Origin of the sequence: Paraburkholderia sp. A3BS-1L (assembly GCF_051125215.1) — a bacterium.
In the GTDB taxonomy this organism is placed as follows: domain Bacteria; phylum Pseudomonadota; class Gammaproteobacteria; order Burkholderiales; family Burkholderiaceae; genus Paraburkholderia.
In genome coordinates this window covers 186,647-207,490 of sequence record NZ_CP120444.1, presented here as the reverse complement: position 1 = coordinate 207,490, position 20,844 = coordinate 186,647, and the positions used below count along the sequence as shown (strand labels likewise).

Annotated in this window: 19 protein-coding genes and 2 pseudogenes; 9 read left to right on the top strand and 12 right to left on the bottom strand. The window is 61.8% G+C overall.

Annotated elements, in window-relative coordinates:
* Positions 1–101: 101 nt before the first annotated feature.
* Positions 102–395 (bottom strand): annotated as a pseudogene (locus P5W99_RS26100) (H-NS histone family protein).
* Positions 396–609: 214 nt separating this feature from the next.
* Here P5W99_RS26100 and P5W99_RS26095 point away from each other — a divergent pair.
* Positions 610–1,416, top strand: coding sequence for an RMD1 family protein (locus P5W99_RS26095; RefSeq protein WP_434665041.1), 807 nt, complete (start codon positions 610–612; stop codon positions 1,414–1,416).
* 363 nt (positions 1,417–1,779) lie between these two features.
* Here P5W99_RS26095 and P5W99_RS26090 read toward each other — a convergent pair.
* The 11 genes and pseudogenes from P5W99_RS26090 to P5W99_RS26040 all read right to left on the bottom strand — a co-directional run.
* Positions 1,780–2,088: pseudogene (locus P5W99_RS26090) on the bottom strand (MFS transporter); the annotation flags it as partial.
* 171 nt (positions 2,089–2,259) lie between these two features.
* Positions 2,260–3,720 (bottom strand): NAD-dependent succinate-semialdehyde dehydrogenase, encoded by a 1,461-nt coding sequence (locus P5W99_RS26085; protein ID WP_434665039.1) that lies wholly within the window; start codon positions 3,718–3,720, stop codon positions 2,260–2,262.
* Between the two features lie 115 nt (positions 3,721–3,835).
* Entirely contained in the window at positions 3,836–4,969 is a 1,134-nt protein-coding gene (locus P5W99_RS26080) for a porin (protein WP_434665421.1), read from the bottom strand.
* A 147-nt stretch (positions 4,970–5,116) separates the two neighbouring features.
* A complete protein-coding gene (locus P5W99_RS26075; RefSeq protein ID WP_434665037.1) occupies positions 5,117–5,824 on the bottom strand; it encodes a GntR family transcriptional regulator in 708 nt (235 codons plus the stop codon).
* Positions 5,825–5,835: 11 nt separating this feature from the next.
* The gene (locus P5W99_RS26070; protein ID WP_434665034.1) at positions 5,836–6,933 is read right to left on the bottom strand and encodes an ABC transporter ATP-binding protein; all 1,098 of its coding nucleotides are present in this window, start codon (positions 6,931–6,933) and stop codon (positions 5,836–5,838) included.
* 12 nt (positions 6,934–6,945) lie between these two features.
* The gene (locus P5W99_RS26065; RefSeq protein ID WP_434665031.1) at positions 6,946–7,746 is read right to left on the bottom strand and encodes an ABC transporter permease; all 801 of its coding nucleotides are present in this window, start codon (positions 7,744–7,746) and stop codon (positions 6,946–6,948) included.
* A gap of 1 nt (position 7,747) precedes the next feature.
* A complete protein-coding gene (locus P5W99_RS26060; RefSeq protein ID WP_434665028.1) occupies positions 7,748–8,632 on the bottom strand; it encodes an ABC transporter permease in 885 nt (294 codons plus the stop codon).
* 29 nt (positions 8,633–8,661) lie between these two features.
* On the bottom strand, positions 8,662–9,717 hold the full coding sequence (locus P5W99_RS26055; protein WP_434665025.1) for an ABC transporter substrate-binding protein: 1,056 nt from the start codon (positions 9,715–9,717) through the stop codon (positions 8,662–8,664).
* Between the two features lie 28 nt (positions 9,718–9,745).
* Positions 9,746–10,723, bottom strand: coding sequence for a flavin reductase (locus P5W99_RS26050; RefSeq protein ID WP_434665022.1), 978 nt, complete (start codon positions 10,721–10,723; stop codon positions 9,746–9,748).
* A gap of 293 nt (positions 10,724–11,016) precedes the next feature.
* Positions 11,017–11,703 (bottom strand): GntR family transcriptional regulator, encoded by a 687-nt coding sequence (locus P5W99_RS26045; protein ID WP_434665019.1) that lies wholly within the window; start codon positions 11,701–11,703, stop codon positions 11,017–11,019.
* Positions 11,704–11,823: 120 nt separating this feature from the next.
* On the bottom strand, positions 11,824–12,114 hold the full coding sequence (locus P5W99_RS26040) for a DUF1330 domain-containing protein (protein ID WP_434665016.1): 291 nt from the start codon (positions 12,112–12,114) through the stop codon (positions 11,824–11,826).
* Positions 12,115–12,234: 120 nt separating this feature from the next.
* Here P5W99_RS26040 and P5W99_RS26035 point away from each other — a divergent pair, with 120 nt between their 5' ends.
* The 8 genes from P5W99_RS26035 (at position 12,235) to P5W99_RS26000 (ending at position 20,154) form a co-directional block, all read left to right on the top strand.
* Entirely contained in the window at positions 12,235–12,837 is a 603-nt protein-coding gene (locus tag P5W99_RS26035) for an amino acid synthesis family protein (protein WP_434665014.1), read from the top strand.
* The gene (locus P5W99_RS26030) at positions 12,806–13,657 is read left to right on the top strand and encodes an alpha/beta fold hydrolase (protein ID WP_434665011.1); all 852 of its coding nucleotides are present in this window, start codon (positions 12,806–12,808) and stop codon (positions 13,655–13,657) included. The genes P5W99_RS26035 and P5W99_RS26030 overlap by 32 nt, the downstream gene beginning before the upstream one ends.
* Positions 13,654–14,601: a flavin reductase gene (locus P5W99_RS26025; protein WP_434665008.1), complete on the top strand. Its 948-nt coding sequence runs from the start codon at positions 13,654–13,656 to the stop codon at positions 14,599–14,601. The genes P5W99_RS26030 and P5W99_RS26025 overlap by 4 nt, the downstream gene beginning before the upstream one ends.
* Positions 14,602–14,612: 11 nt before the next feature.
* A complete protein-coding gene (locus P5W99_RS26020; protein WP_434665005.1) occupies positions 14,613–15,650 on the top strand; it encodes an LLM class flavin-dependent oxidoreductase in 1,038 nt (345 codons plus the stop codon).
* A 12-nt stretch (positions 15,651–15,662) separates the two neighbouring features.
* Positions 15,663–17,132 (top strand): aldehyde dehydrogenase, encoded by a 1,470-nt coding sequence (locus tag P5W99_RS26015; protein WP_434665002.1) that lies wholly within the window; start codon positions 15,663–15,665, stop codon positions 17,130–17,132.
* The gene (locus P5W99_RS26010) at positions 17,081–18,652 is read left to right on the top strand and encodes a purine-cytosine permease family protein (RefSeq protein ID WP_434665000.1); all 1,572 of its coding nucleotides are present in this window, start codon (positions 17,081–17,083) and stop codon (positions 18,650–18,652) included. The genes P5W99_RS26015 and P5W99_RS26010 overlap by 52 nt, the downstream gene beginning before the upstream one ends.
* Complete coding sequence (locus P5W99_RS26005) at positions 18,653–19,513, top strand: glutamine amidotransferase (RefSeq protein WP_434664998.1); 861 nt, start codon at positions 18,653–18,655, stop codon at positions 19,511–19,513.
* A 251-nt stretch (positions 19,514–19,764) separates the two neighbouring features.
* Positions 19,765–20,154: a carboxymuconolactone decarboxylase family protein gene (locus P5W99_RS26000; protein WP_434664995.1), complete on the top strand. Its 390-nt coding sequence runs from the start codon at positions 19,765–19,767 to the stop codon at positions 20,152–20,154.
* The last annotated feature ends 690 nt before the right edge of the window (positions 20,155–20,844 follow it).

Genomic DNA, 20,844 nt, shown 5'->3' with positions numbered 1-20,844 from the left:
CCCACAAACTCCGCGAGGCTGATTTGTGGAGCATTCCCGCAAACGCTCACCTTCGCTTCGCGGTGATGCGCGGCAGCCAGCGAAAGGCCGAACTCGATATCTCATTCCGAAGCCAGAAACCGGTCACGGTCTTTGGTCCTTGATCCAGTTGGGCGCCCGCCCCCTCGCCGACCACGTTGCTCCCCTCTTGGGATCGCGATATTTTGCGGGCGACAGACTTTTCGCAGTTTGACTTCTACCGCGACGACGGCCAAAAATCTCCTGCTCCGTGAAGCCGTCCTCTGCAACCTTGGCCTGAACATCTTCGAGAACCATCTGAAACTCTGCCTGACGGGCGGCTGTCTGCTGAACTGAAGTTCTGCCAACTGCGCCTTGAGTTCCCTGTAAGTTGCCACGGCTCTCTGACTTCTGCAAGGCCTACGGTTTGAACGGCGCGCTCGCTGTTCAAGCCCGCGGTCCGATTCCGACCGCCAAAGTCCACCCCATTTATCTCGATGGACGTAAGCTGATGGATAACCTCGGCTTCAGGAACTTCGCCGATAAGCTGGTGAGCCAGCAGCCCCCCGCATCGGTATACTTTCGATGACTTCAACGAATTGAAGTGACCCAATGTCGAATCTCGCCATCAGTTCGCTTCCGCAGGTACAGGCGCGTGCGCATCTCATCGCCGACCGGATTGAACTCAAGAACTTCAAAATCACCGATTCACTCGCCACAACGCCGCTAACGGTAACGGTAGGGGGGGCTGACGGCATCGCCGTTCTTTTCAGGTACGGCGTCGTTGTGCTTTTTGGTGTGTCGCTTGGTGATGAACAACGGTTTCTCTCGTCGTTAGCTCAGTTGCTGGTCAACGCCTACGGGCGACCTCAGCTCGAAGAAATCACCATCCAGAGCGGCAAGACGAACGTTGGGGTACAAGGCGGTGCAGTCTGGTTCGATGCGCTGACGTTGGAAAAGGCTCAGGTGATAGCGGACAGCCTCAGCAAAAGCCTTGTGCTGTCGATGTACGAAGACAAGACCGCGAGCGAGTTCGATAGCATCATTCCGTTGGCATCGGAACTGGCAAGAACAGGAAAGGTGAGCGCGGACGCCAAAACGCTACTCTCAAAAATTGGCGGGATGCTCCTAATCGAACACCGTATGGTCGGCCGGGCTGAAATCGGTGACAAGCCGGAGACCCTTTGGGAACACCCGGAGCTCGGCGGCCTCTATGCACTATTGGAGGACGAATACGAACTGCACGAGCGACAGGCCGCGCTTGAACGCAAGCTGCAGCTAATTTCAGGAACTGCGCAAACATTGGCAGAAATCGCGGAGACCAAGCACGTTCACCGCCTCGAATGGTATGTCATAGGGCTTATTGCCCTTGAAATCGTGATTGGTTTGACGGACCTGGCGCGTAAATTCTTTTTCTGAGTGCTTTCGCGTGGCCGGCCGTCGCGCTGCCCGCAAAATCCTTGCGCCCGGCAAATGCGAAGACGTCCGGACCTCGCCGGCACTCGCAATTGAAATTAACCCGGCATACTTGATTGACGAGCGGGTCACCGTCGTGCGCCGCACGCAAGGTGGAGGCGTCGAACAACGAGCGCACCGGCGCCGCGCTCCGCTGGCTATCCGCGCTCGAAGCGTGCACTGCGCGTTGACCTGGACTGTAACCCACCTGAGCGTCGAGCGCCGGGTGTCGAATTCCGAGTACTTGCGCAACCGATCGGGCCTCAACCAGGCGATTCCTGGCAAACGACGCCCGGGCGACGAGTACTCGACCGTGAGCGCAGCGGCGGTAGGCACCACGCCACCTAACCCGAGGCCCCCCACGACCCGAGCCACGACAAGCCACGTGGGCGTGGGCGCGAGTGCGGCGGCGGCCGTCATCGCTGAGAACAGCGCGACGCTGCCGAGTAGCATCCGGCGCCGGCCGACCATGTCGCTCAACGTACCGGCGCCCATCGCGCCAATCATCATGCCCGCGAGCGAGCAACTTGCAATCGCGCCCAGCTGGAGCTGCAACAAGGACCAGTCGGTTCCGTGTGTGAGCATGGGGAGCACGGCGCCATAGATCGCGACGTCATAGCCTTCTGCGAGAATCATCGCGAGGCAGATTGCGACGACACGCATCGTCAAACGACCCCGTATCACGACATTGTCGGTCCCAGTCCCGTTTCCAATCGCCCTTTCGATGCGATCGGCCGTGCGTTCAGCGTCTTTTGACGACCATGTATTCACGGCGGCGTGCCCCCTTTGAGTCAAACATACCGACGATCAAACCGCCATGCACAGGTATTTGATGACCAGATAATCATCAATGCCGTAGTGCGAACCTTCGCGGCCCAGACCCGACTGCTTCACGCCACCGAAAGGCGCGACCTCGTTCGAAATGAGGCCCGTATTGATGCCCACCATGCCGTATTCAAGCTGCTCGGCCACGCGCCAGACGCGCCCGATATCGCGGCTGTAGAAGTAAGCGGCGAGTCCGAACTCCGTGTCGTTGGCGAGCTTCACCACCTCTTCGTCGCTCGTGAAGCGGAACAGCGGCGCCAGCGGTCCGAACGTCTCTTCTCTCGCCACGTCCATTTGCGCGGTCAGATTCGTGAGAACCGTGGGCTCAAAGAAACCGTTGCCGAGCGCGTGCCGCTTCCCCCCGGTGACGAGCGTCGCGCCTTTGTCGAGTGCGTCGGCGATATGCGCCTCGACCTTCCCGACGGCCGCCTCGTTGATGAGCGGCCCCAGCGTCACGCCGGATTCCGTTCCATGTCCCACCTTCAGGCCCTTTACGGCCGTGGCCAGCTTGGCGGCGAACGCGTCATAAACCCGCTCATGCACGTAGAAGCGATTGGTGCAGACGCACGTCTGTCCGTTATTGCGGTACTTCGAAGCGATTGCGCCCTCCACCGCGGCGTCGAGATCGGCATCGTCGAACACGATGAAGGGCGCATTGCCGCCGAGTTCGAGCGTCACCTTCTTCACCGTGGGCGCGCTTTGCGCCATCAGCAGCCGGCCCACGCCCGTCGAACCGGTGAACGACAGTTTGCGCACAACGGGGCTGCTGGTCATGGCGTGGCCAATCGCCTTCGCGTCGCCGGTGACGATGTTGAGCACGCCTTTGGGCACGCCGGCGCGCTCCGCGAGCACTGCAAGCGCGAGCGCCGAGAACGGCGTGGCTTCGGCAGGCTTCACGACGATGGGACAGCCTGCTGCGAGCGCCGGCCCCACCTTGCGGGTGATCATAGCGTTAGGGAAATTCCAGGGCGTGATTGCGGCGCACACGCCCACGGGCTCCTTGATCACCACGAGGCGCTTGTCCGACGCAGGTGTAGCGAGCGTGTCGCCAGCCACGCGCTTGCCCTCTTCGGCGAACCATTCGATGAACGAGGCACCATAGACGATTTCGCCTTTTGCCTCGGCAAGCGGCTTGCCCTGTTCGGCTGTGAGGATCAGTGCGAGGTCGTCGGCGTTTTCGATCACGAGTTCGTACCAGCGGCGCAGGACCTGCGCACGCTCCTTCGCCGTGCGGGCACGCCACGCGGGCCACGCGGCACTCCCGGCAGCAATCGCTCGCGACGTTTCGGCCTCTCCCATCAACGGAACGCTGCCAAGCATTGCGCCCGTTGCCGGGTCGAGCACGTCGAAGCTCGCACCCGAGTCGGCCTGGCACCATTGTCCATCGATATAAGCCTGATCGCGCAAGAGCGCCGCGTCCTTCAACAGGGTTTTCAATTCCACGATTGTTCCTTGAGGGGATGAAAATGCATCTATCGGCCCGAACAGAAGCCGGACCGTAAAGCTTCAAACGAAAGTCGACGCGACGTTGCACCCGAGGTGCAGGGTCGCCGCTCTATCAGAACTGGTGGTACATGCCCACTCGCAGCGCGAGCTGGTGATTGTTCGACGACGCGGACCCCACGGCGCCGTCGAAGATGTCGGCGTTCGTTGCCGCACCGGCCGCCTTCTGCCAGACGCCCATCGCATAGAGCGCCGTGCGTTTGGACAGCGAGTACGACGTCGTGAGCCCCACCTGGTGATAGATGGGAATCGCCTGGCTGTAGCCGATTTGGCCGTGCGTATAGACATATTGCGCACCGACGTACCACGACGGCGTCAGGTTGTAGCGGCCCCATGCCTCGTAATTGGTGAAGATCACCGTGCCGTTCGTACCGTTCGCGTCATTGAACTTCGTGTTCGTATAGTCGAGGCCGAGCGTGGCGGAGCCGAGCGCGTAGTTGGCCCCCACGCCGAAAACCTGCTCGTTCTGGGGATTACCGACGTAGCTGAACGGGCCGTTCGCGCCGATCGCGGTGCCGGTCGTATTGCTCACGTAGTTCCCGTCGGTCAGCAGCAGGGCCGGGTTCTTTGCGTACAGATATGCACCAGCAATGCTAAGCGGGCCGAACGAGTAACTTGCGCCGAGGCTCCAGAGCCCCGTCGTGCCGCGGCCCGGTGCATTGGTATTGGTGAACGAGTACAGGCCGCCGAAGGTCAGCCCGCCGATCTTGGGGCTCGCGTACTTGATCGCGTTGTTCACGCGGAACGAATTGTCCGTGTTGTCGATGTCGCCCGCGTGTACGAGCGGACCGCCGAGTTGCCCCGGCGCGGTGACCGGTTGCAGATAGTCCACCACCGAGTCGTACTGGCGGCCCAGCGTGACGGTGCCCCAACGCGTATCGGAAAGGCCCACGTAGGCCTGGCGGCCGAACAGCAGCCCGCCCTGGCGGCTCTGTCCATTTTCCGTGCTGAAGCCCGATTCGAGTTTGAACAACGCGCTCAGTCCTCCGCCAAGGTCTTCCGTACCTTTCAAGCCCCAGCGGCTGCCATAGACCCCATCGTACGTGCCATCGCGCATCCGCCACAGCGAATGACCGCCGCTGTTGCTGACATAGTCGATGCCTTCGTCGATCACGCCGTAAAGGGTGACCGAGGATTGGGCGTGGGCGTTCGCCACAATGAATGAACTCCCCAACAGCGCGTAAGCCAGATTTCTCTTGAAGTCACTGCGTTTCACGCTTTTCTTCTCCAGTTTTTGGTTGATGTATTTTCTAATTCGCATAGCTAATTAACAGGATCGCAGAAGCATTCAGATCGATACAACTCACAGCCCTTACGTATCGAGATGCGCGGCGCGTTACCCTGCCTGACGCCAGGAAGCGTTCTCGTGCCCCTGGGCCAGCAGCTTGCGCGCGATTTCGGCCACCCTGTCGACGTGCGCGATGGCTGCCTCGCGTGCGCCGGCTCCGTTTCCCGTCTCGATGGCCGCGAGAATCTGGCGCATCTCGTCGACGGCCTGGTGCCCACGGTCATCGGATGCAATCGTCAGCGCGCGCAAGCGGTTGATGCGTGCGGTCAACGATTGCACGATCTCCCACGCCACGTGCTTTTTCCCGGCGATGAACATGCGCTCATAGAAGGCCGTGGTGAGCGCCTTCACCGCCTGATGATCCTGTGCTTCGAAAGCGTGCTGGATCTGGTCGATACAGGCCGCCAGTTCCACGACGACAGGCGCGTCGACGTGTTGGGCGCAGGCCATGGCGGCCTCGCCCTCCAGCAACGCGCGTATTTCGTAGATCTCGGCCGCCGTCTCGAAGTCGAGCACGGCAACGATCGGCCCATGGTTCGGCAACGAAGCGACCAATCCTTCCGTTTCCAGATGCCGCAAGACCTCGCGCACGACCGTGCGGCTCACACCCAGGATCTCGCATAGCGAGCGCTCGACCAGACGCTCGCCCGGCTGGAAATGCGCCTCCAGGATGGCCGTGCGCATTTTCTCAAGCGCGAGTTCCCGCAGGGTGACCGTGGGGCGCTGGACCTTCAGCGAAGACAGTGCTTTGCTCATGGCGGTCGCCGTCAAGCCTGGGCGAAGACACGCACGTCGCGTGCGTCCCAGTCGACTAGTGCCTCCGTGCCGATCGCAATGCCGCTGTCGAGGCGATGCGCCGCCGGCATGCGAATCGAAATCTCCTGCTGCCAGGGCGTCGCCACCGCGTAGTGCATGGCGTCGCCAAGATACGTGACGTCGCGCACGGTCACGGGCAAGCCCTCTGCGCCGCGTATGCTGTTTGCGCTTTGCAGCGAGCTGATGCGCATCTGCTCCGGGCGAATCATCAGCGCGCCTTCGTCGCCGACGGCGAGTGTCGGATGGAGGACATCCGAAGCCATTTCAAGGCCGTTGGGGAACACGCCGTTCATGCGGCCATCGCTGTTCTTCGTTACCTTCACCGGCAGGAAATTCGAATTGCCAATAAAGCTCGCGACAAAGCGCGAGGCCGGGTTCGCATAGAGCTCCTCACCGGTTCCGACCTGCTCGATGCGACCCTTGTTGAACACAGCGATACGATCGGAAAGACGCAGCGCCTCCTCCTGATCGTGCGTGACATAGAGGATCGTCACGCCGGTCTCCTGATGAATGCGGCGCAATTCGAGCTGGATTTCCTCGCGCAGCTTCTTGTCGAGTGCGGAAAGCGGCTCGTCCATCAACAGCACGGGCGGATCGTAGGCCAGCGCGCGCGCAATGGCGACACGCTGCTGCTGCCCGCCCGAGAGCTGTGCCGGCATGCGGTCTCGGCACTCGGACAGATGCACCAGCTTGAGCATCTTTTCCACTTTCGCCTTGATTTCGGCGTCGGGGCGAGCACGCACGCGCAGCGGGAATGCAACGTTCTCGCCCACCGTGAGATGCGGAAACAGCGTATAGCGCTGAAATACCATGCCGATGTTGCGCTTGTTCGGCGCCACCGAAAGCAGCGGTTTGCCGTCGAGCAACACGCGCCCTTCGGTCGGCTCCTGAAAGCCCGCGACGATATAGAGCGTCGTGCTCTTGCCCGAGCCCGATGGCCCGAGGAAAGTCATGAATTCGCCTTTGCGCACATCGAGCGAAACCTGGTCGATGGCGACGACGTCGTCGTAAGTCTTGCGCAGACGCTGGATTTGCAGGAATGCAGTCATGGCTTGTTTACCTCAGTTAGCACGCGCGCGGCGCAGCACCGCACCCGCCAGCATCAATACGGTTGTCAATCCGACGAGCAGCGAAGACGCCGCCGCCACGACGGGCGTCAGGTCCTGCCGCAGCGTCGACCAGATACGCACAGGCAGCGTTTGCAGTGTCGGGCTCGACATGAAGATCGACACCACGACTTCATCCCACGACGCGAGGAACGCGAATATCGCGGCGGCAAAGAGTCCCAGCCGGATTGCGGGAAGCGTGACGCGCAGCTTCACCGTGAGCGGCGACGCGCCACAGATGAGCGCTGCATCCTCGAGTGCCGTGTCGAAGCTCACGAGTGAGTTGCTGATCGAAATGATCGAGAACGGCAATGCAATGATCAGATGACCGATCACGAACCCGGCCATCGTGCCGTTCAGGCCGATGCGCAGGAAAAACGCATAGAGCGCGACGGCGAGCACGACGACGGGCAGCACCATCGGCGTGAGGAAGAAGCCCCGCACCGCCTCGCGGCCGCGAAACTTGCCGCGCACGAGCGCAAGCGAGGCGAGAAAGCCAATCGCGACGGAAAGCACGGTGACGATCACCGCGAGCTTCGCGCTCGTGAGCAGCGAGTCTATCCAGCCCGGGTCCGTGAAAAGCTGCCGGTACCACTCGAGCGTCCACCCCGGCGGCGGAAAAATCAGCCACTGCGAATCGCCGAACGAGAGCGCGACGATAAAGAAGATCGGCAGCAGGAGAAAGAGCGCGACGGCTGCGCCCACGGCCACCAGCACCCAGCGCAGCGCGCCAAGGCGATCGAAATCGAGCAACATGTCAACGGCCTCCCGTAGTCGCACGCGCACTGCCCGTGAAGCGCAGCTGCAACGCATAGAGCGCGAGCGTCACGGCCAGCAGCACGAACGCCGCGGCACCTGCAAGGCCCCAGTTCAGCAGTTCCTGCACCAGCTGCGCGATGAGCTCGGCGAGCATCATGTAAGATGGGCCGCCCAGCAGCGCCGGCGTGACGAAGTAGCCCAGCGCCATCACGAACACCATCAGCGCGCCCGAGGCCACGCCGGGCATGGCGAGCGGCACGAGGATGCGCCAGAACGCCTGCCAGCGGCTCGCGCCACAGACCGCTGCGGCGCGCAGCGTCGAAGGATCGATGCCACGCAGCGTCGCGTGCAGCGGCATCACGAGGAACGGCAGCATGATGTACGTCATGCCGATCGTCACGCCGGTGAGATTGTTCACGAGCGAGAGCGGCTCATGAATCACACCGAGCGCCATCAACGCGCGGTTAATCGGCCCCGTTTCCTGCAGCAGCACCATCCACGCAAAAGTCCGTGCGAGCAGGTTGGTCCACATCGAGAGCAGCAGGATCGCGAACAGCACCGAGCTGAGCTTGCGCGGGGCGATGGCGAGCAGCCACGCCATGGGAAAGCCCACCAGCAGCGTGACGAGCGTCACGACCGTCGCCACGAGGAACGTATTGCCGAATACGCGCAGATACGTCGTCGAACCGAGCAGTTGCTGGTAGTTATGCAGACCCGGCGTGGGCTCGAGCACGCTGCGCAGCAGCAGCGAAAGCACCGGCAGTAGAAAGAAGATCACGAGGAGCAGCATGGCCGGCGTCAGCAGCCGGATGCTGCGCCAGTCGCGCCGCTTGCGCGCGGCCGTCACGGGCGGGTGCGCGACGGTACTCATTACGTTGGGCATGGTGTCTCCTGTGCGCTTTGCGGGCTTGCTTACTTCGATTGCCACGCGTACCAGCGCTTCGCAATCGCGTCGCGGTTCTCGGCCCAGTACTTCATGTCGAGGTTGATCTGCGAGGCCTTGTACTGGTCGGGCAGCGTCTTCGCGATGGCGGGCGGCATGAGCCCGGCCGACTTCACGTTGATCGGCGCATAGCCCGTGTCGGTCGCGAATTTCGCCTGGGCCTGCGCACTCGTCGCTGCGGCGAGATACTTCATCGCTGCGTCGCGATGCTTGGCCCCCTTGGGAATCACGAGCATGTCGGCAGCGGTCAGGTTCTGGTTCCACGAAATGCCCACCGGCACGCCGGTTTGTGCGAGCGCATGCAAGCGGCCATTCCAGAACATGCCGATGGGCGCCTCACCCGAGGCCAGCAACTGCTGCGACTGCGCACCGCCGCTCCACCAGACAATGTCGCTCTTGATCGTGTCGAGCTTCTTGAACGCGCGATCGAGGTCGAGCGGATAGAGCTTGTTAGCCGGCACGCCATCAGCGAGCAGCGCGATCTCCAGCACGCCCGGCGCCGACCACTTATAGAACGTGCGCTTGCCAGGAAAACGCTTCGTGTCGAAGAGGTCGGCCCAGGTCTGCGGCTGCGCGCCCGTGTACTTCGCCTTGTTGTAGCCGAGCACGAACGAGTAATAGAAGCTGCCCACCGCGTTGGGCGTCGTGAAGCGCGGGTCCAGGTCGGTCTTCTTCACCACGGCGTAATCGATCGGCTCGATCAGGCCGTCCTTTTGCGCGGCATAGGCAAAGTCGCCTTCCACATCGACCACGTCCCAGCTCACGTTGCCGCTGTCCACCATCGCCTTGAGCTTGCCGTAGTCGGTCGGGCCGTCCATCAGCACGTTGATGCCGCTCGCCTGCGTGAACGGCTGCGCCCAGTCCTTCTGTTGCGACGATTGCGTTGTGCCGCCCCAACTCGTGAACACGATCGGATCCGCGGCCCGTGCCGGTGCTGGCGCGAGCGTGGTCGCGCAAAGTACTGCCAACGGTGCAACAAGCGCCAAACGCGACGCTGCAAAACACGGAATGTCTCTGCTGCTCATGTCTCTCTCCAGGGGGAAATGGTTGTATTCAGTGTGTCAGGGCGAGCGGCTGCACGGTCCCCGCTTCCGTATCCCCGACATAGATGCCGAAAGCGTCCTGCCTGCGTTCGCGCACGTAGCGTTCGAGCATCGAGCGAACGGCGTCGTCGCAGATTTCGTCCCACGGAATCTGCGAGAGCGGCACGATGCGGATGCTGCTGTCGAACCAGGGCGAACCGTTGTGAATCACGCGGCCCCGGTAATAGATATGCACCCCGCACTCGGGCTCGCCGTTCCCTTCGAACACGGCGAAGAGGAAGTCGAGGTGCGCCTGCAGACCGAGCTTCGCGAGTACGCCACGCAGGCTCGCGGGGTCGCTGGCCGGTTCGAGCTTGATGCCGGTCGGCAAGCGAACGCCCTGCGCGGTGTCCACGAGCACGAGTCCATCGCGATGCTCCAGGATCGCGCCCACCTGCGCGCGCGTGCCGGTGGCGGCCAGCGCATCCTGAGAAAGACTGAAATTCACGTACGCGCCGCGGCAATAGCCGAGCGGCGATGCACTCGTATGAACGAAGTCGGCCACGCGTCCAATCAGGATGATGTGATCGCCCGCGTCCACGACCTCATGCGTCAGGCAGTCGAAGCTCGCCGACGCGCCGTCCATAACGGGAGCGCCGGTCTTGCGCGTGCTCCAGGGCACTTGCGCGAATTTGTCGGCGGCCTTCGAGGCGAAGATGCCGGAGACGGGCTTCTGGTCTTCGGCGAGCACGCTAACGGCGAAGTGGCGCGTCTCGGAGAACACCGCATAGCTCGACGCCGTCTTCGCGATGCACACGAGAATCAGCGGCGGATCGAGGGACACCGAGGTGAACGAGTTCGCCGTGAAGCCGCGCGGCGAGCCGTCGGGCTGGATCGTCGTGACCACGGTCACGCCTGTGAGGAACGCGCCGAGCGCGCGGCGAAATTCGACGGTGTCGAATGCCTCGAATGCCTCTTGCGTGGTGTGTCCGGTGATTAGCTCAGCCATGGCGCTCTCCGTGGTCGCTGCATTGCTTTATGAGATTATGGTATACCATCTTATGGTCCACGCAAGTGCTTTGCGTATTATGGAATACCATGATGCGGCAGGCAGGTCGGCCTGGCACGGTTTCGACGCGCTTTCGGCGTTCAGGTGGCCAATGCACGGTGGCGCTTTGTCTGCGGGAATCCGCAGACAAAGCCGCAGACAAAACTGCGGGCAAACAAAAGGCCGCCGGCATTTAAGTGCCGGCGGCCTTGGGTGTCCAACCGCGAATCGCTTGAGGGTGAGCTGCGAACGCGTCAGCTATCGCCCTGTGCCTCGTTCTGCTGGGCAAGCACCGACAACGCCAACTCGGAAGTCCGCTTGATATGCGCGAACGACGCCGCGGAAGCCGCGTCGCCGTCACGCCGTTCGATGGCGTCGAGCAGCAGGTTCATCTCGCGGTTCGAGTCGCCGCCGCGCCCCGGCGTGGCGATGGTCAACGCGCGCAACCGGTTGATGCGCGCGTTGAGCGTCTTCACCACCGTCAGCGACACATGCTTTCCAGCGGCTTCGAACAGGGTTTCGTAGAAGCGCTCCGTGTACTCGAGCACACGCGGCAGCTCTCTCTTTTCGAACGCCGCTTCGATAATCGCGCGGATCTCGCGCAGTTGCTGCACGACTTCGGGGGGAGCGTCCTCGGCGCACGCGCGTGCAGCATTGGCTTCGAGGAGGCCGCGCAGCTCGTAGATCTCACCCACTTGCGCGGGATCGAGCCTCGCCACGACTGGCCCTTGTCGCGCAACGATCTCGACCAGCCCTTCGGTCTCCAGATGCCGCAGCACCTCGCGCACCACCGTGCGACTCACGCCGAGCTCGTCGCACAGCGTGCGCTCGACGAGCCGCGCGCCCGGCCGGAAATACCCCTGGACGATCGCGGTGCGCAGTTTGTCGAGCGTCAGTTCACGCAGGGTCTTGGTATTGCGGTCGATTTTGAGGTCTTGCATGGGCAGCGGTCTGAAGGCAGGCGACGGCCTGCGCTCGAACACAAATCAGGCACAGGCATGGAATGCCATATTATGCCTAACTGACATCCAGCTTTCCATGCCGGTGCCGTTATGGCGCCATCAGGTTTCCAGGCCCTCGACGATCGCCACTTGCGCAATGCAATTCCCCTCCCGCTTGGACTTGGCCGCCTGATATTCGGGCGAGTGATAGCAGGCGAGCGCCGTTTGCATATCCGGAAACTGGATCACCACATGGCGCTCGAACGACTCCCCCTCCAACACCTGCGACGCGCCTCCACGCGCGAGAAAAACCGCGCCGAACTTCTTGAACGCCTGTGGGGCGATGTCCGTGTAGTCCTTGTATTTCGCGGGGTCCAAAACCTTTACATGGGCAATCCAGTACGCAGTCATTTTTCCACCTTCACTTCGAAAATTATCGGTCGGGAATTCATCGAGGGTTAACACTCATGGCATGCCGTAACATGGTATACCAAAATGCACCTCACATTCAACGCACGAAAGGAAGGTGCCATGAGCCTCATACGCAAGACCATCCTCCATGTCGAGACCGTCTATGTAGATGGCGACAAGGCCGCTGCAAAGCCGCTGAAGATGATCGGGGCGGCTGCTGTGATCAAGAATCCGTGGGCCGGACGCGGTTATGTCGAAGACCTCTCGCCGGAGATTCGCGCACTCGGACCGCAGCTGAGCGAGCACCTGACGAAGCTGATCATCGCCGAAGCCGGTTCGGGCGAAGCCGTCGAGGCGTTCGGCAAGAGCGCGATCGTCGGTCTGGACGGTGAGATCGAGCACGCGTCCGCGCTGATCCACACCCTGCACTTCGGCAACATCTATCGCTCGGCCGTTGGCGCCAAGTCGTACCTCGCCTTCAACAACACGCGCGGCCCGGCCAATGCGCCGCTCCTCATCCCGATGATGGACAAGAACGACGAGGGCCGCCGCTCGCACTACCTGACGCTTCAGTTCGCGATTCCCGACGCGCCGGCGGCCGACGAACTGGTCATTGCCATTGGCGCCTCCACCGCTGGCCGCCCGCATCACCGCATTGGCGATCGCTACAAAGACCTCGCAGAGCTCGGAAATGACGTCAAGAACCCTGCAGCTGTCCAATAACCGCGTTGCTCACTGGCTTGAGCAAGGCACCGGCGAACCGCTGGTCCTGATCCACGGTGTGGGCATGCAGGCGAGTGCTTGGTATCCGCAAATCGAAGCGCTGTCGGCGGAGTTCCGCGTGATCTCGGTCGATATGCCGGGCCACGGCATGAGCGACGCGCTCGAGGCGAATGCAGACCTGCGGCAGTTCGTGCAGTGGGCGATCGAGTTCATCGAGGCGCTTCACGCCGGCCCCGTCAATCTGGCCGGCCATTCGATGGGTTCGCTGATTGCCGCTGGCGTTGCCGTCACCCGGCCCGATCTGGTCAAACGCGTGGCAGTCCTCAACGGTGTCTACCGTCGCACAGAGGAGGCTCGCGAAGCCGTCCTGCAACGCGCCGCCGAACTGCGCTCGGGGACCATTGACGTGGAGACGCCGCTGCGGCGCTGGTTCAATGCCGAGGAAGCGCAGCAAGTCGCCGCGCAAAAGGTCGAATCCTGGCTTCAGTCCGTCGACCTCGCGGGCTACGCCACGGCCTACACGGCGTTCGCGAAGGGCGACGAAGTGTACGCCGACGGCTGGCACAGGATTACCTGCCCTGCTCTCGTGCTCACCGGATCGGACGACCCGAATTCGACACCGGAGATGGCCGTGCAGATGGCGCAAGCTGCACATGACGGCAAGGCCGTCGTGATCGAAAACGAGCGCCACATGGTGAACCTGACCGCGCCCGAGGAAGTCAATCGCGCCCTGCGCGCCTGGTTGCGGACCGCGCCGCAGGCGCAAGCCCTGAACGCAGGCGCAAATCCTGAAGCCGGAAAAGTCGGGAGCATGATATGAGCCAGGCAACAAGCCACGAAGCCGCCACGATCAACACCCGGGAGTTGCGCGACGCGTTCGGCGCGTTCATGACCGGCGTGACGATCGTCACCACCGCTCGCGAGGATGGTCAGCCGTTTGGCTTCACCGCGAATTCGTTCTCGTCCGTGTCATTGGACCCCGCGTTGCTGCTGGTGAGCATTGCGAAGACGTCGAGCAATTACCAGACGTTTTCCACCACGGGCCACTTCGCGATCAACATTCTCGCCGAGGGGCAAAAGGAGCTGTCCAACACCTTCGCCCGACCCAGCGACGACCGCTTCGCCAAGGTGGACTGGCGTCTGAGCAGCAACCGCAACCCGCTCATTAACGACGTCAGCGCGTGGTTCGACTGCACGACGCACGCGGTGATCGACGCGGGCGACCACGCGCTCATGATCGGCAAGGTCGAGGCGTTCCATTCCGCAGGTTATGCGGGGCTGGGCTACTACCGCGGCGGCTATTTCACGCCGGCCCGGCTGTCGGCCGAGGTCATCGCCGGTCCGAAGGTCGTCGTGAGCGCCATCATCACGCGCGACGACAGCGTCCTCATGGTCAAGACAGCCGACAACAAATGGGGACTGCCTTCGAAAGAGATCGGCAAGGAAGGTGCCGACAAGGCACTCGCCGATATCTTCAGGCAGTACCAGCCGGACGCATCGGCAAACTTTATTTATTCGGTCTACAACAATACCGAAACGAATTACCAGTACATCTCGTTCCTCTGCAGCGCGCCGGACGAGCTCGCCGTCGCGGGTGACGCTTCTGGCCATTTCGTGAGCCTCGACGATATCGAGACCGAAACGTTCCAGGACAGCGCACTGGCCAGCATGCTCGAACGCTACCGCAAGGAGAGCCAATTGAAGAGCTACGGCCTGTACTTCGGCGACCATAGCACCGGCACCGTCCGCCCGCTTCTTTCCTGAAAGGTCACATCATGCGTTTTTCGCTTTTTGTTCACATGGAGCGCGTCTCCGATCAGACCAGCCAGAAGCAGCTCTACGAGGAGATGGTCGAGCTGTGCCAGATCGCCGATCGCGGTGGTATGCACGCCGTCTGGACCGGCGAGCACCACGGCATGGACTTCACGATCGCGCCGAATCCGTTCATCAACCTCGTCGATCTCGCCAACAAGACCACACGCGTGCGCCTGGGCACGGGCACAGTGATCGCGCCGTTCTGGCACCCGATCAAGCTCGCCGGCGAAGCCGCGATGACCGATATCATCACGGGCGGACGTCTCGAACTCGGCATCGCACGCGGCGCATACTCTTTCGAATATGAGCGTCTGATGCCGGGGCTCGATGCCTGGGGTGCCGGACAGCGCATGCGCGAGCTCATTCCCGCAGTAAAAAAGCTCTGGGAAGGCGATTACGCACATGAAGGCGAGTTCTGGAAATTCCCCTCGACGACCTCGTCGCCGCTGCCGCTGCAACAACCGCATCCGCCGATCTGGGTGGCCGCGCGCGACCCGAACAGCCACGAATTCGCCGTGTCCAACGGCTGCAACGTCCAGGTCACGCCGTTGCACCTGGGCGACGAAGAGGTCGAAAAACTCGTGAGCCACTTCAATGCCGCGTGCGAGAAGTTCAGCAACGTGCCGCGCCCGGAAATCATGCTGCTGCGCCACACTTACGTGGCGAGCAGCGAGGACGACGCGCAAGTGGCCGCTGAGGAAGTGAACGTGTTCTACAACTACTTCGGCGCGTGGTTCAAGAACGAGCGGCCGGTCAGCCGCGGCATGATCAAGACGCTGACCCGGGAAGAAATGGCTGCTCACCCGTTCTACACGCCGCAAGCCATGCGCAAGAACAACGTGATCGGCACGCCGGCAGAGGTGATTGCCCGTCTTAAGGCCTACGAAGCACTGGGCTTCGACGAGTATTCGTTCTGGATCGACACCGGCATGAGCTTCGAGCGCAAGAAGGCTTCACTCGAGCGCATGATCCGCGACGTGATGCCCGCGTTCCAATGAGGTTCTGACGCCATGAATGTTCATTTTCAGCTCTATATCGACGGCCGCTTCGAGCCCGGCGCGGCCACGTTCGGCAGCGTGAATCCCGCAACCGGCACCGTGTGGGCACAGATGCCGGAAGCGCGCACCGACGAGGTCAACCGGGCCGTGGCGGCCGCCGGCCGCGCGTTGACCGATCCCCAATGGGCGGGTCTCTCCGCATCGGCGCGGGGAAAGCTGCTGTACAAGCTCGCCGATCTCGTCGAAAAGGCTGCGCCGCGACTGGCTGAAATTGAAACCAACGACACCGGCAAGATCATCCGGGAAACCTCGAGCCAGATTGCCTATGTGGCGGAGTACTACCGGTACTACGCAGGCATTGCCGACAAGATCGAAGGGAGCAACATCCCCGTCGACAAGCCGGACATGCAGGTCTGGCTCGAGCGGCAGCCCGTGGGCGTGGTCGCCGCGATCGTGCCATGGAATAGCCAGCTATTTCTTTCCGCCGTCAAGGTCGGGCCGGCGCTTGCCGCCGGCTGCACCGTGGTGCTCAAGGCCTCCGAGGAAGCGCCCGGCCCCTTGCTCGAGTTTGCGCGCCTCGTGCACGAAGCAGGATTTCCGGCGGGCGTCGTCAACGTCATTACCGGCTTCGGACCGGAATGCGGCGCGGTGCTGAGCGGCCACCCCGGCGTGGACAAGGTCGCCTTCACCGGCGGCCCCGAGACCGCGCGCCACATCGTCAGGAACACGGCCAACAACCTCGCCAAAGTCTCGCTGGAACTGGGCGGCAAGTCGCCGTTCATCGTCTTTGCCGATACCGATATCCAGAGCGCCGTGAACGCGCAGGTCGCGGCCATTTTCGCCGCGAGCGGCCAAAGCTGCGTGGCAGGTTCACGCCTGCTGATCGAGGCGTCGGTGAAGGAGCAGTTCCTGGCGTTGCTGGTCGAACGCGTTTCGCGCATTCGTGTGGGCTCGCCCAACGAGATGGAGACGGAATACGGACCGCTGTGCACGGAGCGGCAGCTTCGCAATATCGAGTCGGTCGTCGCGAGTTCCGTGCATCAAGGTGCCAAAGTGCTCGCCGGCGCGAAGAGACTGGAACGTGACGGCTATTACTACGCACCCACGATTCTGGATTGCAGCGGCGTCGAGAACGCCGACAGCATCACGACCGAACTGTTCGGCCCGGTGCTCTCGGTAGACACGTTCACGACGGAACAGGAAGCGATAGAAAAAGCCAACAGCACGGTTTATGGTCTCGCGGCGGGTATTTTCACGACCAATCTCACGCGCGCTCACCGCGTGTCGAAGCGCGTACGCTCAGGCATCGTCTGGATCAACACCTATCGCGCGGTTTCCCCGCTCGTGCCGTTCGGCGGCTTCGGACTTTCCGGGCACGGCCGCGAAGGCGGCTTGAGCGCAGCGCTCGAGTACACGACGACGAAGTCCGTGTGGCTTCGCACGTCGGACGAGGCGATCAGCGATCCGTTCGTGATGCGCTAACCGTGGGCGAGGGGTCACGGCCTCTCGCCCGCCGCATTGATCCAAAGCCGCAGAGGCTACGCCAATGCCGCGCCCCGGCGCAGCCCGGCAATCAAGATGGAGACACGATGAAACACCCGGAGAACGATAACAGCGTTCTGACCATCGAAAGCAACTCGATCGAGTATGTTGCCCCGGAAGCGCGGCACGGCAAGCCGGCCGATCTCTTCACCTTGTGGTTCTGCACGAATGTCGCGCCGCTTGCCGTGATTTCCGGCGCCACCTCCGTGCTGGTTTTCCACCTCGATCTGGTGAGCGCGATTCTTGCCATCGCAGCCGGGCAGTGCTTTGGCGCCATTTTCCATGCGCTCACCTCTGCGCAAGGGCCGCTCGTTGGCGTACCGCAGATGATTCAAAGCCGCGCGCAATTCGGCCGATATGGGTCGCTGCTCGTGGTCGGTTTCACGATCCTGATCTATTTAGGGTTCTTTGTCTCGAACATCATTCTCGCGGGCAAAACGCTGCACACCGCGGCGCCCGCGGTATCCGTGCCGCTGGCAACGGTCCTGGGCGCGGTTCTCGCGACGCTGGTCGGCGTGATCGGCTGTGACTTCATTCATCGCTTCAACAAGGTTGGCGCCTGGTTCATGGGCAGCGCGCTGCTGGTCGGCATCGCGCTGATAGCGCCGCAGCTCAACGCCCGGATTTTCCAGCAAGGCCATTTCGAGCTTGCCAACTGGTTTGCCATGTTCGGACTGTGCGCCGTCTGGCAGATCAGCTTTGCGCCTTATACGTCCGATTATTCCCGCTACCTGCCGACCTCGGCTGGGTTCGCGAAGACCTTCGCGTATACCTACTTCGGCACGTCGCTCGGCACGATCTTCGCGTTCCTGTTCGGTGTGCTCGCGGTCAGCACCGGCCACTCCACGGACGCGATGCAGGCCGTCCGGACCCAGACCGGCATGTTCGGCTATGTGCTGATCTTCCTTTTTCTGGTCAATATCATCGGGCACAACGGGATGAACCTGTATGGCGGTGTGCTATCCATCATCACCGCCGCACAAACCTTCCGACCGCATTGGGCGCCGGGCCGAGGCATCCGGGTCGTCGTATCGACCATCCTGCTGGTTGCGTCGACCGCAACTGCGCTGTGGGCATCGAGCAACTTCATCGCGATCTTCCTCACGGCGATCTTCGCGATGCGCATCGTGCTGGCACCCTGGATTGCGATCAATCTGATCGACTTCTATCTCATCAACGACAGGCATTACCGGGTCGTGGAAATCATCAGCAGCAACGGCGGCGTGTACGGATCGTTCAATTTCAGGACCATCGCCATTTACGTTTTTGGCATCGCGATCCAGGTGCCGTTCATGGAGGAAAGCTTCTTTCATGGTCCCTGGGCTTCGATTGCGGGCGGTGCGGATGTCTCCTGGATGGTGGGCCTTGTCGCGACCGCTCTGACCTACCGCCTGTTCGCATCGAAAGTTGGCTTGTGTTCCGCGCTCAGGTCACCAGCGGCCGCCCCGGCTTCCGAGTGAATGGCATGGCTGCTTGCCGGTGACATCCAGCGCGCCCCTGGCGGCGCGCCGCTCCCGGGTTCTACCGGCCATCCCGAATCCGTCGCTTTTCGTATTCCATTTTGCTATCTATCGCAGTTCAAACGCATTGTGTCTCCTTCATTACTTATCGTTCAGGTCGGTACGGCCCCAGACGAAGTTCGGGCTCGCTTCGGCGATCTGCCGGACTGGTTTTGCCGCGCGCTCGAAAGGCCGCGGGAATCTGTAGAGGTCGTACGCGTCTTCGAAGGCGAAACGCTTCCCCGCCCCGATGCCCAGTGTGTCGGGATCATCACCGGCTCGTGGTCGATGGTCACCGACCGTCATCCCTGGAGCGAGGCAACAGCCCAGTGGATTCGCGATGCGATGGAAATTCAGATGCCGCTCCTTGGCGTGTGCTATGGACACCAGCTCATGGCGCATGCTCTGGGTGGGACAGTCGACTATCATCCGCGCGGACGCGAAGTTGGCCGCCATCCGGTGACACTTTCGCCAGAAGCGTTGCGGGATCCCCTTCTTCAGGACTGGCCGCCGACCTTCACTGCACACCTCACCCACGAGCAAAGCATCATTGAATTGCCAGCCTGTGCGCAAGCACTGGGGTACTCGGCACACGACAGGCATCAGATTGTCCGCTATGGTCCCAGCGCGATTTCAACACAATTCCATCCGGAATTTACGCCTGAGATTGCTGGCGCTTGCATTGAGCAAAGTGCAGCAGCTTTGAGCGCTGAAGGTGCCGATCCCGCAGCATTGCTACGGACGCTGGGGGAAACAGATCACGCCACTCGTCTGCTCAGGCAATTTGTTGAGTCGGTTTCCCTTGAAGGGGTCGAACAGTAGCATCCATACAGCACAGTACAGTGCGCGAATTCGGCTCACTGCTGTGACCGCAACGTTGCCCATGTTGCAGTCGAGAACGCAATCGTTCTCGTTTGATATTAGGTAGATGAATGGGAGTTCCAGTTCGCGACTCAGCTGCACGATCGACAAGCCTGCTGCCACCGTTTGCACGAGCTTGTGATGTCCACGTTGGCGTTTCGTCAAACCAGGGAAATTTTCATACGCTCTTGCGTCAACAGAGGAGTCCAATCATGAAAGAAGATGATGCGCTGTTCCAGAAAGGATTACCGATTCGCCGGGAAGTTCTCGGCGCGGAATATGTCGATGCCTCAATGGAAAAGGCCGACGCCTTCATGATGTCGTTCCAGCGCGCAACCACTGCATGGGCTTGGGGGTGGGCATGGGGTGACGACACGCTCGATCGCAAGACGCGCAGCCTGCTCAACCTTGGCATGCTGACTGTTGCGGGTCACACTAACGAACTCAAGCTGCACGTCAAGGGCGCACTCAACAACGGTGTGAGCGTCGATGAAATCAAAGCGGTGCTTCTGCACGCAACCGCTTACTCGGGCATCCCGCACGGCCTCAACGCGTTCAAGGCGGCGCACGAAGTGCTCGTGGCCGAAGGCGCGCTGAAGTAAGCGCCGATGGATGAAAGAAGGTTGCACGAGCTGGCGTTGGCGACATGGGTGGCCGAGTAGCGCTTCGCTACTTCCGGGCGTTCTCCGTGCGGGCTATCTGACGGAACTGCCCGACCAGTGATTCCGTGTGTTGCCGGATCCGCGTCCCAACGTGATCTCAATGTTGCGGTGGAATCCAGCAGTGAGATTAAGCGTCAGCCGCCTGCGCGTCTGCTCGGTGTGTGCGCGGCTGGAGATTCCGGGCAACCAGGTCCAGCGGCTCCTGGAATATTTCGAAGAGGGCTATCCTGCAGTATCGGTGGAGGCTCTCGTGCAGGACCCATGCTCCGGATTCAGGCCCCCGAGCGTACCATTGCGGCGCTGCTGCACGAGGCCGATCTAGTCGTCGGATAACCGGGTACGGATCGACAGTTTGAAGCGGCGCGGGAGCGAGCGCGCCGCTTGGGTGCGCGTGCAAACAGAAACGACGCCGCGTCACTGGGCAGAAAAAAGCAAGCGGCGGAAGCGATGGAGATGATCGAACGCGCATGGGCCGGAAAAAAGCGACTGTGGAACGCGTGGTGGCGGACGTGAGGTTCGCTGGGGGCGGCCCTCTTATACCGGTTCGCTAGTCAGCAATCGAGTCAATTGCGGGCGACTTGAAGCCCAAGTCGATGTAAATAAACATTCCGAATATTTAATATGGAATCC

Bases quoted from the DNA above. Each gene is read 5' to 3' on its own strand.
- P5W99_RS26065 (WP_434665031.1), bottom strand. From the start codon at position 7,746: ATGTTGCTCGATTTCGATCGCCTTGGCGCGCTGCGCTGGGTGCTGGTG.
- P5W99_RS26005 (WP_434664998.1), top strand. From the start codon at position 18,653: ATGGCATGGCTGCTTGCCGGTGACATCCAGCGCGCCCCTGGCGGCGCG.
- P5W99_RS26045 (WP_434665019.1), bottom strand. From the start codon at position 11,703: ATGCAAGACCTCAAAATCGACCGCAATACCAAGACCCTGCGTGAACTG.
- P5W99_RS26015 (WP_434665002.1), top strand. From the start codon at position 15,663: ATGAATGTTCATTTTCAGCTCTATATCGACGGCCGCTTCGAGCCCGGC.
- P5W99_RS26075 (WP_434665037.1), bottom strand. From the start codon at position 5,824: ATGAGCAAAGCACTGTCTTCGCTGAAGGTCCAGCGCCCCACGGTCACC.
- P5W99_RS26060 (WP_434665028.1), bottom strand. From the start codon at position 8,632: ATGCCCAACGTAATGAGTACCGTCGCGCACCCGCCCGTGACGGCCGCG.
- P5W99_RS26055 (WP_434665025.1), bottom strand. From the start codon at position 9,717: ATGAGCAGCAGAGACATTCCGTGTTTTGCAGCGTCGCGTTTGGCGCTT.
- P5W99_RS26040 (WP_434665016.1), bottom strand. From the start codon at position 12,114: ATGACTGCGTACTGGATTGCCCATGTAAAGGTTTTGGACCCCGCGAAA.
- P5W99_RS26035 (WP_434665014.1), top strand. From the start codon at position 12,235: ATGAGCCTCATACGCAAGACCATCCTCCATGTCGAGACCGTCTATGTA.
- P5W99_RS26050 (WP_434665022.1), bottom strand. From the start codon at position 10,723: ATGGCTGAGCTAATCACCGGACACACCACGCAAGAGGCATTCGAGGCA.
- P5W99_RS26030 (WP_434665011.1), top strand. From the start codon at position 12,806: ATGACGTCAAGAACCCTGCAGCTGTCCAATAACCGCGTTGCTCACTGG.
- P5W99_RS26020 (WP_434665005.1), top strand. From the start codon at position 14,613: ATGCGTTTTTCGCTTTTTGTTCACATGGAGCGCGTCTCCGATCAGACC.
- P5W99_RS26070 (WP_434665034.1), bottom strand. From the start codon at position 6,933: ATGACTGCATTCCTGCAAATCCAGCGTCTGCGCAAGACTTACGACGAC.
- P5W99_RS26025 (WP_434665008.1), top strand. From the start codon at position 13,654: ATGAGCCAGGCAACAAGCCACGAAGCCGCCACGATCAACACCCGGGAG.
- P5W99_RS26095 (WP_434665041.1), top strand. From the start codon at position 610: ATGTCGAATCTCGCCATCAGTTCGCTTCCGCAGGTACAGGCGCGTGCG.
- P5W99_RS26000 (WP_434664995.1), top strand. From the start codon at position 19,765: ATGAAAGAAGATGATGCGCTGTTCCAGAAAGGATTACCGATTCGCCGG.